At 65.7% G+C, this 12,637-nt stretch carries 10 protein-coding genes and 2 riboswitches; of the genes, 1 reads left to right on the top strand and 9 read right to left on the bottom strand.

Annotated features, from left to right (window positions below):
- Positions 1-2 precede the first annotated feature (2 nt).
- Positions 3-2,210 carry a 1,4-alpha-glucan branching protein GlgB gene (glgB, locus tag ACV7JP_RS06280; protein WP_457798365.1) on the bottom strand — a complete coding sequence of 736 codons (2,208 nt, stop codon included), beginning with the start codon at positions 2,208-2,210 and terminating at the stop codon, positions 3-5.
- 182 nt (positions 2,211-2,392) lie between these two features.
- Positions 2,393-2,455: riboswitch (Fluoride riboswitch) on the top strand.
- A 72-nt stretch (positions 2,456-2,527) separates the two neighbouring features.
- Between glgB and ACV7JP_RS06275 the strand changes: the two genes are divergently transcribed.
- A complete protein-coding gene (locus ACV7JP_RS06275; protein ID WP_457798364.1) occupies positions 2,528-4,111 on the top strand; it encodes an MFS transporter in 1,584 nt (527 codons plus the stop codon).
- A gap of 61 nt (positions 4,112-4,172) precedes the next feature.
- On the opposite strand, the gene ACV7JP_RS06270 is transcribed toward ACV7JP_RS06275, so the two are convergent.
- The 8 genes from ACV7JP_RS06270 to gmd all read right to left on the bottom strand — a co-directional run bounded on the left by ACV7JP_RS06270 (position 4,173) and on the right by gmd (position 12,594).
- Positions 4,173-5,396 carry a cation:proton antiporter gene (locus ACV7JP_RS06270; RefSeq protein WP_457798363.1) on the bottom strand — a complete coding sequence of 408 codons (1,224 nt, stop codon included), beginning with the start codon at positions 5,394-5,396 and terminating at the stop codon, positions 4,173-4,175.
- Between the two features lie 120 nt (positions 5,397-5,516).
- Positions 5,517-5,580: riboswitch (Fluoride riboswitch) on the bottom strand.
- Between the two features lie 131 nt (positions 5,581-5,711).
- The gene (locus tag ACV7JP_RS06265) at positions 5,712-6,155 is read right to left on the bottom strand and encodes an FKBP-type peptidyl-prolyl cis-trans isomerase (RefSeq protein WP_457798362.1); all 444 of its coding nucleotides are present in this window, start codon (positions 6,153-6,155) and stop codon (positions 5,712-5,714) included.
- A 122-nt stretch (positions 6,156-6,277) separates the two neighbouring features.
- On the bottom strand, positions 6,278-7,276 hold the full coding sequence (locus tag ACV7JP_RS06260) for an adenosine kinase (protein ID WP_457798361.1): 999 nt from the start codon (positions 7,274-7,276) through the stop codon (positions 6,278-6,280).
- Between the two features lie 101 nt (positions 7,277-7,377).
- Positions 7,378-8,223 carry an outer membrane protein gene (locus ACV7JP_RS06255; protein WP_457798360.1) on the bottom strand — a complete coding sequence of 282 codons (846 nt, stop codon included), beginning with the start codon at positions 8,221-8,223 and terminating at the stop codon, positions 7,378-7,380.
- Between the two features lie 268 nt (positions 8,224-8,491).
- A complete protein-coding gene (locus ACV7JP_RS06250) occupies positions 8,492-9,022 on the bottom strand; it encodes a hypothetical protein (RefSeq protein WP_457798359.1) in 531 nt (176 codons plus the stop codon).
- A gap of 177 nt (positions 9,023-9,199) precedes the next feature.
- Positions 9,200-10,615 (bottom strand): glycosyltransferase family 4 protein, encoded by a 1,416-nt coding sequence (locus ACV7JP_RS06245; RefSeq protein ID WP_457798358.1) that lies wholly within the window; start codon positions 10,613-10,615, stop codon positions 9,200-9,202.
- Positions 10,612-11,592, bottom strand: a complete 981-nt coding sequence (locus tag ACV7JP_RS06240) for an NAD-dependent epimerase/dehydratase family protein (protein ID WP_457798357.1) — start codon at positions 11,590-11,592, stop codon at positions 10,612-10,614. The genes ACV7JP_RS06245 and ACV7JP_RS06240 overlap by 4 nt, the downstream gene beginning before the upstream one ends.
- 21 nt (positions 11,593-11,613) lie before the next feature.
- A complete protein-coding gene (gene gmd / locus ACV7JP_RS06235; protein WP_457798356.1) occupies positions 11,614-12,594 on the bottom strand; it encodes a GDP-mannose 4,6-dehydratase in 981 nt (326 codons plus the stop codon).
- Positions 12,595-12,637 lie beyond the last annotated feature (43 nt).

The following is a 12,637-nucleotide window of genomic DNA, read 5'->3' as shown; positions in this document are numbered from 1 at the left end:
GATCATTGTAGACCATCGCTTTCGAATTCGAAGAACAAAGTGGCGAGCGGGGGGATTTGAATGTCCGCGCTCGCCGGAAAGCCCGCGCAGCCTTCGGCGCGCGCATGGATCGCGCCGAGATTGCCCTGGCCGGAGCCGCCATAGATCGCGGCGTCGGAATTCAGGATTTCGCGCCAACGCCCCGCGCGCGGAAGGCCCAGCCTGTAATTATGCCGAGGCGCGGGCGTGAAGCTCGAGACGACGAGGATGGGCTTTGCGCGATCCGCGCCGTAGCGCAGAAAGGCGAAGACGGAACTGTCCGCATCGTCCACAACCACCCATTCGAAGCCCTCGCTTTCGCAATCGCGCGCATGCAGCGCCTCACAGCCGCGATAAAGACGATTGAGATCGCGAATGAAGTCGCGCAGGCCGCGATGCGGCGCGTGGTCGAGCAGACCCCATTCGAGTTCGCCGGCATCGTTCCATTCGCTCGTCTGGCCGAATTCCTGGCCCATGAACAAAAGCTTCTTGCCCGGATGTCCCCACATGAAGCCGTAATAGGCGCGCGCGCCGGCGAAGCGCTTCCATTCGTCGCCGGGCATCTTCGCCACGATGGAGCGCTTCCCGTGCACGACCTCGTCATGCGAGAGCGGCAGCACGAAATTCTCCGCGAAGGCGTAGAGAAGGCCGAAGGTCAGCTCGTTATGGCGCCATTTGCGATAGATCGGGTCGGAGGACATGTAGCGCAGCGTGTCGTTCATCCAGCCCATGTTCCATTTGAAGCCGAAGCCGAGCCCGCCGCTGTCGGTCGGCCGCGTCACGCCGGCCCAGGAGGTCGATTCCTCGGCGATGGTCACGGCGCCGGGATGGAGCCCGTAGACAAGCTCGTTGAACCTTTGAAGAAAGCGCACCGCGTCGCGATTGTCGTTGGAGCCGTCGGGATTCGGCGCCCATTCGCCCGCCTTTCGAGAATAGTCGAGATAGAGCATGGAGGCGACGGCGTCGACGCGCAGCCCGTCAATATGGAAGCGGTCGAGCCAATAGAGCGCGCTGGCGATGAGGAAGTTCGCGACCTCGCGGCGCCCGAAATCATAGATCGCGGTGTTCCAGTCGGGATGAAAGCCGCGGCGAGGGTCGGGGTGCTCATAGAGCGGGCCGCCGTCGAATTGGGCGAGGCCGTGTTCGTCGGTCGGGAAATGCGCCGGAACCCAGTCGAGAATGACGCTTAAGCCCGCTTTGTGCGCGCGGTCGACGAGCCGTTTGAAGCCGTCGGCGTCGCCATGCCGCCGAGTCGGCGCGAAAAGGCCGATCGGCTGATAGCCCCAGGAGGCGTCGAGCGGATGCTCGCTGATCGGCAGCAGCTCGATATGGGTGAAGCCCAACTCGGCGACGTAAGGCACGAGCTGGTCGGCGATCTCGTCGTAAGTGAGGAAGCGCCAGCCCTCCGCCTTGCGCCAGGAGGGCAGGTGAACCTCGTAGATCGACATGGGCGCGCGGCGCGGGTCGTATTTCGCGCGCTCGCGCATATGAACGGCGTCGCCCCAATCATAAGGCTCTGGCGACGCGACGACGGAGGCGGTCGAGGGACGAAGCTCCGCTTCGAAGCCGAGCGGATCGGCCTTGAGCGGCAGGAGATTTCCGTGGCGCCCGACGATCTCGTATTTATAGACCGCGCCCGCGCCCGTTCCGGGGATGAAGATTTCCCAGACGCCGCTGTCGACGCGCTTGCGCATCTGCGCGCGGCGCCCGTCCCACTGGTTGAAGTCGCCGACGACGGAGACGCGCCGGGCGTTGGGCGCCCAGACGGCGAAATTCACGCCCTCGACGCCCTCATGCGTCACGACATGCGCGCCGAGCCGCTCATAGAGCTTCTGATGCGCGCCCTCGACGAGGAGATAATCGTCCATCGCGCCGAGGAAGGGCGGAAAGGCGTAAGGGTCGGCGAAGCGCCGCCGCGCCGCGCCGTTCGACGCCGCGAGACGATAGGGCGCGCGGCCCTGGAGCGGGGTCAATCCCTCGAAGAAGCCGTCGGCGTGGACGCGCTCGAGCGTTGCGATCGTCTCGCCCTCCGGCGTCTCGGCGACGACCGTTTCCGCGCCCGGAACGAAGGCGCGGATGACGATTCCTTGCGCCGTCTCATGCAGGCCGAGAAACGCGAAAGGATCGCCATGGCGAGCCGCGACGATTGCCGCGATCTCCTCCGGGCGTCCCCGCCAATGTGCTGTCGTCATGAAGTGTCGCTGGTCCGATGTCGCGCGCGGAGCCGCCTTCTCTCGCGCGAGGCAAGAGCGACGTCACTTATGATGATGGACCGTCCGGTCCTTCCGGAAAAGCCCCTCGTCGCGGCCACATCGCCGCAGCTCCTAAAAAGCGGCGCCCTTGGTTGACAAGCCCCCGCGCCTTTCGTCTAAACTGCCGGGCAGGCGATGGGGTTCGCCTTGTAACCGCCCTCGGGGCCGATGACTCCTGTTGCGATCGCGCGCCTGGAGTCCGCCTTGCCCAAGCTGCTTCCTAAAATTAGCCGCCTCTCAAATCAAAAGGCGCGCCAATGACCGAACGACTGACCGGCTGGCGCTTCCTGCTGCTTCAGGCGGCGCTCGCCGTCGCCAATGTCATCGCCCTCTCCAACGTGCCGGGCTATACGGTGCTCGTGCCTTACGCCGCCGGAAGCCTTCAGGGCGTCAATCCGAGCTTCGGCACCTGGGGCACGACCGATCATATGATGGGCATCGTGCTCGGCCTGCCCTTCGCGCGCTGGCTCTCCGGGCGCTATGGCGAGCGGCGGGTCTATGTCGCCGCCTTCATGTTCTATGCGTTTTTTTCTCTCGCCTGCGCCTGGAGCCAGACGATCTGGTTCTTCGTGCCCATGCGCTTCCTGCTCGGCGTCGCGGGCGGCGTCATCCTGCCGCTCGGCCAGGCGCTGGCGCTAAGCGAAATAGACGAAAAATACCGCAGCTTCGGCGTCGCCTGGTGGGCGGTGCTCAGCATGGCGCCCTTCACGCTCGGCGTGTTCATGGGCGGCTTCTGGGCCGAATATGTGGGCTGGCGGATGCTCTTCTATTCAAACGTCATCCTCGGCCTGCCCATCGCCGGGATCGTCGCCGCGCTGCTTTACGGGCGACCTTTCAAGCGGCGCATCACGCGGTTCGACACGGTCGGATTCGTCCTGATCTCGGTCACGCTGGTCGGGGCGCAGACCATCCTCAACCAGGGCAATGATTTCGACTGGTTCGGCTCGCCTATTCTGGTTTTCATGCTCATCATGGTGCTGATCGCCTTTCCCGCCTTTGTGATCTGGGAATTGGGCGAGCGTCATCCCGTCCTGGACATCCGCCTCTTTCGTCATCGCAATTACGCGGTCGCGACCTTCTGCTCGCTTCTGGGCTTTCTCGTCATACAGGGAACGCTGTCGGTCTTCATCGGCCAGTTGCAGACGCTGCTCGGCTATACGTCTTCGCTCGCGGGCGGCGTCTATCTCATCATGGCGATTGTCGCGGCGCCGCTCGTCTCCATCGTGCATCTTCTCGTGAAGCGGATGGATCCGCGCTATTTCGCGAGCCTGAATTTCATCGGCTTCGCGGTGACGCTCACCTGGCTGGGCCAGTATGACAAGCTCGCGTCCTTCGACGCGATCACGACGCCGATGCTGTTCTTCGGCTTTTTCCTTGCGACATTCTTCGCGCCGCCTGCGGCCATCGCCGTTCAGGGCCTCGCCGGGACGCAGCTCATCCGCGCGGCGGAGGAGCTCGCCATGCTGCGCACCGCCTTCGGCGCCTATGGCATCACCTGGCAGGCGGTGGTGCAGTTCCGGAGCGCGCCGGCGCACCAGCTCGAGATGGCGGATCATTTCGGCGGAAGGTCCTATCCCTCGCTCGACGTGATGGGCCAGCTCTTCAGCAAGCTGCAGGATCTCGGCATGACCGAGAATGTGGCGCGCGCGCAAATGGCGCGGTTGATGCGCCAGCAGGCGCTGCTGCTCGGCCTCGACGACGCCTTCTATTTCGGGGCCGTGGTCTTCCTCCTGCTCGCCGCGGCGGTATGGCTCGCGCGGCCGTCGCCGCCGGCGAAGACGCCGAAACCCAAGCCGACGCTGATCGAGCTCGAAGCCGAGGAGCTGATGGAGCAGCCCTGAGCGCCGCGTTCAATTCGCTGTCCGCGGCGCGCCTTTCCCGGATTGCTCTCGCTCGCAAGGCCTACGAGCGCACGTCGCTCGTCTCCAGCGCTTTCTCCACTTGCGCCGCATGCGCCTGCGGCGTCTCGGCCTCGTCCTTCGGCAGGAGATGGCGCGGCAGGAAATATGTATTGGCGACGAGCGTCGGCGCGACGGCCGTGCCGATAATGGCGGCGACGAGCGTCGAATATTGCGACTGGTCGATAATGCCGTTGGAAAGGCCGAAGAGCGCCGAGATGGTGCCGAAGGTCAGGCCCGACGCCATCAGCAGCGTCGTATACATCGCGTCCTTGTGCGGCGCGTTGAAGCCGCGCGCCACCGGATAGACGCTCGCGACCTTGCTGGCGATCTCGACCAGAAGGAACACGATGACGCCGACGGGCGCCGCGAGCACGGCGGGCAGCGACACGAAATAGCCGGCGCGGATGAAATAGAAGGGCGTGAGCAGGCCGATGGCGATGGTGCGCAGGCGCCGGATCAGCGCGGCGTCGCGGCCCACGCTTCCCGCGAGCGCCATGCCGACGAGATAGGCGGGCAGGACGGCTTCGCTTCCCGCCCAGGTCGCGAGCGCGCCCAGGCCCATGAGCGCGAAGAGCAGGAATTTCGCTTCGAATTCCGAAGGGCGGCCGCCGAATCGCGCAAAGGCGAGCGGCGTGATCTTCGGGAAATAGACGAAGGCCGCGCCGAGCGCGACGGCGAGGAGCAGCGTCTTGAAGGTGAAGGGCGCGAAGACGAGGCCGAGCGTCACCACTGTGCCGAGATCGGTGATGAAACAGGCGGCGAGGATCGTCTTGCCGTAATCCGTGCGGTTGAAGCCATATTCCATCATCACCGTGTAGACGACGGCGACGGAAGTGGCGGCGAGCGCGATGCCGGCGAGGAGCGCGGGCGAGGATTCCCAGCCGAGCAGATAATGCGCCGCCGCCCAGCAGGCGACGGCCGGAATGAGGAAGCTCGCGCCGCCGATCGCGGCGGCTTCCTTCCATTGGCGCTTGAAGACGTCCGGATCGAGCTCGGCGCCGGCGAGGAAGGTGAGGAGAATGGCGCCGATCCCGGCGAGCGTCTTCACCCAGGGCGCCTGGACGTCGAATATCCAGGCATAGCCGACGAGGCCGAGAACGGCCTGCGCGCTGAGGCCCACCAATATTTCGACAAGCGCGGTGGACAGGCGAAAGCGATTTGCGAGGAGGCTTGCGATAAGCGCCAGGCCGAACACCAGCGCCGCTTGCGCCCAGATCGAGGTCATCTCACGGCCCTCCGCGCGAAGGCCAGGCAGGCCGTCCGTCCGGCGGCAAATGCGCGAGACGCCAGCCTCGACGTCGTTTTCTCAAAGGAAAGCGTTTTCATGCAGACTCCCGCCGTGCAGAGACAAGCAGGAGTCATCAGCCCCGAGGGCGGTTACATGGCGGAACCCCATCGCCGTTCCCATCTAAGCAAGCGGAAACGGGGCTTGTCAACGGGGGCGTGAGAGTCGGCCTGGAGAGTCGGCTTCAAGCGGCGGCGCGAAGGGCGGCAATCCTCGCCTGGTCCTCGGCCCGCCGGGAATGTCGGCCCCGCGCCATCATTTCGCGCCCAGCAGCTCCACGTCGAAGATGAGCCAGCTATTCGCCGGAATGGCGGCGCCCATGGCGCGCGCGCCATAGCCCAGCTCCGGCGGGATGATCAGCGTGCGCCTGCCGCCGACCTTCATGGTCTCGACGCCCTCGTCCCAGCCCTTGATCACCTGGCCCATGCCGAGCGGAAATTCGAAGGGTTCGCCGCGATCCCTGGAGCTGTCGAATTTCTTGCCCTTGGCGCCGTTCACATAGAGCCAGCCCGTGTAATGCACCTTGACCGTCTGGCCGACCTTCGGCGACGCGCCCGTTCCGGGCTTCACGTCGATATATTTCAGGCCGCTCGCGGTCAGCGTCGTCTCCGGCTCGGCGCGGACCGCCGCAGGGGCGAGCGCGAGGCCCGTCAGGCCCGCGAAAATCGCGGCGGAAAGCGTCTTCGAGATGTTGCGCATGCCGTTTCCTCCTATATCACGCTGCGATTGGGCCGCGCGATCGACTCCAAAGTTGAGAGCGCGCGTCTCGCGAAAAACCGGTTCCCGCTTTTTCGCCGCGCGCTCTAAGGGGTTCTTGTCGTTCAGGCCAGAATGCCGCTGTCGCGCGCGAGCTGCAGCAGATCCTTCAGCGGACGCGCGCCGACATGCGAGATGATCTCGGCGGCCGCGAGCGCGCCGAGCGCGGCGCTTTTCTCATGCGGCAGGCCCCTGGTGTAGCCGGTCAGGAACCCCGCCGCGAAGAGATCGCCGGCGCCGGTCGTGTCGACGACCTCCTCGACCGGAAAGGCGGGAGCGGAAATCAGCGTCTCGCCATTTGCGACGATGCAGCCTTTCTCGGAGCGCGTCACGACGCCAAGCAGATCCTTCTCCGCGCGCAGCGCGGCGACGGCCGTGTCGAAATCGGCGGTTTCGTAGAGCGCGTGCAATTCGCTCTCATTGGCGAAGAGAATGTCGACGACGCGGTCGCGGATGAGCGACAGGAACTCAGCGCGATAGCGGCCGACGCAGAAGGAATCGGAGAGGGTCAGCGCCACCTTGCGGCCCTTGGCGCGGGAGACCTTGGCGGCGCGCAGAAAGGCCTGCTTGGCGCCCGGCGGGTCCCACAGATAGCCCTCCATATAAAGAACCTTGGCGTCGGCGACCTGGCTCTCGTCTATGTCCGTCGGCTGCAAGGCCTGGCAGGCGCCGAGATAGGTGTTCATCGTGCGCTGGCCGTCCGGCGTCACGAAGATCAGGCAGCGCGCGGTCGCCGCGCCGTCATCGGCGGCGGGCGTGTCGAAAGCGACGCCCGCCTTGCGGATGTCATGGCTGAATTCGCGGCCCGCCTCGTCGTCCTTCACCTTGCCGACGAAGCCGGCCTTGGCGCCGAGACTCGCAATCCCCGCCATCGTGTTGGCGGCGGAGCCGCCGGAAATGACGGTCGTCGGCCCCATCAGCTCATAGAGCTCGTCGGCGCGCGCCTCGTCGACGAGCGCCATGGAGCCCTTGATGAGGCCGGCGGCGACGAGAGCGTCGTCCTCGGCGCGGGAAATGGTGTCGACAATGGCGTTGCCGATGCCGAGAACATCGAGAGAGGTCATGGGACGATCCGGGTCGGGCGCTGGGCGCGAAATGCAAAACCGGCCGATCCGCGGGGAACCGGCCGGTGCGCTGTTTAGCATCGCGCGGCGGGCGCGCCTAGTCAGTCGATCATATAGCGGAAGCCCACGCGAACCTGCTGGCTGATCAGGTTTCTGGAGAACTGATTGCCGAATCTGTCGAAGCCGTCGATCTTGCCGAGATTGGCGTAGCGATAGCCCACATCGATCTTCCAATGGTTGTCGATGTCATAGGCGACGCCGCCCATGAAGGCGTAGGCGAACCGCAGGAAGGTGCCCTCGCGCCGATTGTCCCAATTCTCCATATAAACTGCGCCGTTTCTCGGATCCGTCCAGGTGACGCCCGCATAAGGCACGCCATTGCCCATGAACCAGTTCATCTGTGCGCGTTGATAGAGCACGTTCACGCCGAGGCCGGCGCCGACATAGGGCGTGAAGCCCCACCAGTTTCCGAGGTCCAGATAGGCGTTGGCGAGGACCAGCATCGATTCTGTGCGATTTTGCACGCGGGGTATGCAGCGCGCGGTCGTAAATATTAAATTTGTTGGGTCCGCCGGATCCAGTACGGCGCCTGTCCTGCAGGGCAAGACTGTGTTCAATGTGGCGTTCTTGTTATAGAGGCTCTCATAGTCCACCGTGACGTCGCCGCGTAGCCAGCTATTGAATTTGTAGCCGCCGCCAAGGCCGATGGTCCAATTGTTCGGGAAGCTGTTCGAGAGTGCAACGCCGCTAATCTCCGACGGCGAAAGATGTGTGGCGCCCACGTCGCCGCGCAGATACCAGTTCGAGCCCCATTCGACCGGGCCTTCCTCGACCAGCGGCGGCGCCTCGATGGCGGGGAAGTCCGCGGCTTGCGTCGCGGGCGCGAAGAGCGCGCCGAGGAGCGCGGTGACGATCGTCGCGCGGGCGCGCAAAGTGGAGCGAACCATTGCATTCTTCCTTGCTCGGGCGCCGGCCGGGCGCGAGGGCGCGGCGCGGGAATGAAGGAAGAATGAGGGATTATGCTTAATGCGCGCTTAATGCGCGGACATGGTTTCCATTTTCCTGAGATCAATCGGAAAAAGGCTTTCGGCGCATTTCTCGCGGAGCGCGCCGGCCTCCGCCGTCATTGCGAGCGAAGCGAAGCTATCCAGAGCCTGCCATCGCCGCTCTGGATTGCTTCGTCGGCTTCGCCTCCTCGCAAGGACGGCGTGTCTGTTAGAACTTGATCGCTGACAGCACGATCTCGATCATGAGCACGTAAAGCGTCGCCGTCACGAAGGCGGGAATCGGCCGCAGCGAAACATGACGCAAGAGGAAAGCGTACATGAACGCGATCCAGACGATGATCGGAAAGAGCAGGAATCGCGCGAGACGATCGGTCGGCAGCGGCGGCGGCAAGGCGACGCCGACGATGATGTGCAGGATGATATAGGCGAGGGCCGCGACCGCGCCCATCGCCGCCATGGCGGTGAGCGTCTTCAGGAATTTCTGTTCCTGCTTCAGGTAGCGCAGCAGATAGAAGGTCGCGCCGTAGAGCGTCGCCGCGCTGGCGACGCCGTAGAAGATGCTGACCGGAAGCGACTTGGAGAAATATTGCGCGCCGGCCTGCAGCACGACATAGGCCGCGAGCGCGCCCTTCATGAGCTGCTCCGACTCGGGGAGCGAGAGCTGCGACGCCTCGAGATTCAGCATCTTCAGGAAGGTCTTGGGCGTCGGATCGTTGACGAACGGAATGTTGAGCCCCATGAACGTTTGATCCCCCGGTGGGCGGCGGCGCGAAGCGGGCCGCGAAACAAGCGAAAAGCCGCCTGGTCCGGGGATGACGGCAGATTCCGGACCGCGCGACTGATTGTCGCTTCTCTAACACGCTTTGGCGCTTCCCGGAAAGCCGGGACCGCCGGCTTGTTGCGGCGCAATACGAGATCAGGGCAGGCGCGTGAGCCAGTCTTCCCGCGCGACGACGTCGACGATGCGCCGCGTCGCCTGCGCCCAGGAGACGCCGAGCGCGCGGGACGGATCGGCGGCGGCCTCGCCTCGCAGGACGGACCGAACCGCCTCCGCGAGCGCCTCCGCGTCATTGACCCTGAAATAGACCGCGCCGTCGCGCCCGACCTCGCGGAAGACGGGGATGTCGCTGCAAATCACGGTCCGCCCGCGCCGGGCCGCCTCGACGATCGGCAGGCCGAAACCTTCGGCGTAGGAGGGCAGGATCAGGGCGCGGGCGTGGTCGTAGAGATAGGAGAGCTCGCCGTCGTCCACATCGTCGAACCAGAAGAGGCGCGCGCCGAATTCGGCGTGATTCCGGATCTGCGCGACAATCGCCTCCTCGAACCAGCCGCGCCGGCCGACGATCGCGAGGCGCGCCTCGATCCCCTGCCTCCACAGCGCGTCGAAAGCGGCGAGCGCGACGCGGTGCCCCTTGCGCGGCTCGATCGTGCCGACCATCAGAAAGACCGGCGCGCCGCCGCCGACCGCGCCCGCGATTTTCTCGCGCGGCGCCTGCGCCGCCGGCGCGGCGAGATCGGCGCCGCAATGGAACCAGCCGATCTTCAATCCCGGCCGATGCGGCAGGCCGCTCGCGGCGACGCAATCCGCAAGCTCCTCCGCGACCGTGCGGGAGATGGCGAGGAACGCGTCGCTTTCGACAAGCGCCTTGCGCAGCCAGGCGCGATAGCGCGGCACGGTCGCCTCGTGGCAGGCGTGCGGATAGAGCTCGGGGATGAGATCGAAAATGCAGGTGACGATCTCGCCGCCCTGCGCGCGGATGCGATCGAAAACGGGGGCGAGCGTCTCGAAGGCGTTCCAACTGTCCGAGAGCGTCAGGAAACGGTCGCCGGGCTCAATCGCGACTTCCGCGTCCGGGCCCGTCTCGCCGCCCCCGAGCGCGGCGATGAAGGCGTTGGCCGTATAGAGTCCGCCCGCCTCGCAGCGGACGGCGAAGACGGGGACGTCGAAGACGGCGCCCGAATGGCAGGCGCGGACGACTTCCTTCACCACGCGCTGAATGCCCGTGCCAGCGTCGCGCTTCACCGTGCCCGTGACGTCGATGAGCAGCCGTTTGGCGGGCAGCGCTCGCGCGGCGACGAGAGGCGCCGGCGCGGCGGCGGGCGGCGGAGCCTCCTTCGGCCGGGGCCGGAAACGCGCCGCGATCGCCGCGCCGGCGTCGGCGAGGCGCTGCTCGATCGGCCGCAGGAAATTGTAGAAATGGCCGGAGACCGAATAGGTCAGCCGGTAGCGCTCATGAGTGAGATGCAGAAGCTCGGCGCGCAGATAATCGAGCTGGAATTCAAGAAGCCTTATGCGTTCGGCGTCCCGGGACGATGAATCGCCGCCGCTCATGCGCGGCCGCTCGCAAATTCCGTCCGCCACTCGTCGAGCAGCGCCTCCAGCATGTCGCTTTGCGAAAAACGCGGCGTCCAGCCCGTCGCCGCGCGGAGCTTCGCGGCGTCGCAGGCGACGCTGGCGATGTCCGTCGCCGAGGGGCGCAGCAATTGCGGATCGACCTCGACCTCGAAGGGAAGCCGCGCCATGGCCCGCAGCTCTTCGAGCAGCGAGGCGATGGCGCGCGCCTCGCCGGAGCCGATGTTGAAGACCGCGCGCGCCGGCAGGTCCGGCGCATTGGCGATCAGCCGCATATAGGCGTCGACGACGTCCCGCACATCGAGAAAGTCGCGCGCCTTGGAAAGGTCGCCGACCTTCATGAGCGGCTTCGCCTTCCCCGCCTCGATCGCGGCGATCTGCGCGGCGAAGGAGGAAAGAACGAAGTTGCGGCTCTTCTGGCCGGGACCGGAATGATTGACCGGGCGCGCCACGATAAGCCGCGCCTCCGGGCCGATGACGTCGCCAAGCGCGCTTTCCGCGGCGGCCTTGGACCGGCTGTAAATGTCCATCGGCCTCAGCGGCGCGTCCTCGGTCAGAACGCCCTCGCGAAAGCTCGCGCCATAGGCGGCCGCCGTCGAGGAGAAAAGCACGACCGCCCGCGGCGCATGGCGCGCGACGGCCGCGCCGAGCCCGAAGGCGCCGTGAAAATTAACCCGCCAGGTCTGCTCCGCCGCCTTGGCGGCCTGCCCGATCGAAGCCTGCCCGGCGAGATGCGCCACGAGATTTGGGCGCAGCGCGGCGACGATCCGGTCGATCGCCGGCTCGTCGAGGAGATCGCCCGTGACGGGCTTGAAGGCGGGATGGACGCCGCCTTCTCCGGGGCGCAGCAGCATGACGCGCTCTGCGTCCGGATAAGCGGCGGCGAGCGCCGCCGCGACATGGGAGCCGACGAAGCCGGCGCCGCCCGTCAGGAGAATGCGCTCATAGGCCGCCATCGCCGCGCCCTCTCGCATGGATCAGGGTTCGAGCCGCAGCCGTTCGAGGTCCGCGTCGACCATCTCCCTTATCATCTGGTCGAGACCGATTTCGGGCGCCCAGCCGAGCGCCTTGCGGGCCTTGCCGGAATCCCCGAGCAGCACGTCGACTTCCGCCGGCCGGTAGAAGGCCGGGTCGATGACGAGATATTTGTCCATGTCGAGGCCGGCATGGTCGAAGGCGATGCGGCACATGTCGCGCACCGTGGTGGTGACGCCCGTGGCCACGACATAGTCGTCCGCCTTCTCCTGCTGCAGCATCAGCCACATGGCGCGGACATAATCCCTGGCGTGGCCCCAGTCGCGCTTGGCGTCGATATTGCCGAGGCGCAGCTCGCTCGCCTTGCCGAGCTTGATCGCCGCCACGCCATGCGTGACCTTGCGAGTGACGAATTCGACGCCGCGCAGCGGGCTCTCGTGATTGAAGAGGATGCCGGAGGAAGCGTGCAGGCCGAAGCTTTCGCGATAATTGACCGTGATCCAATGGCCATAGAGCTTGGCGACGGCGTAAGGGCTGCGCGGATAGAAGGGCGTCTTCTCGTTCTGCATCGGCTCCTGAATGAGCCCGTACATTTCGGAGGAAGAGGCCTGATAGAAGCGGGCGCCCGGCGCGCCGAGACGCATGGCCTCCAGCATATTGGTCACGCCGACGGCGGTGACGTTGGCCGTGAGCACCGGCTGGCGCCAGGAGGAGGCGACGAAGGACTGCGCCGCGAGATTATAGATCTCGTCGGGCTGGACCTCGTGGACCGTGCGCAGCAGGCTGGAGAGATCGGCGAGGTCGGCGTCGTGAAGATGCACCTTGCCGCCAATGCCGAGCCAGCGCAGGCGATGGTCCTCGACGCCGCGATGCGAGGAGCGGCGAATGACGCCGTGAACCTCGTAGCCCTTGTCCAGCAGCAATTGCGAGAGGTAGGCGCCGTCCTGCCCCGTGACGCCCGTCACCAGCGCGCGCTTGGTCATTAATCGTCCTTGTCGAAGTTTCCGGCAAAGGCTTAATGAATCG

The organism is Methylocystis sp. S23 (assembly GCF_054106005.1).
This window is presented reverse-complemented; position numbering and strand designations above follow the sequence as displayed.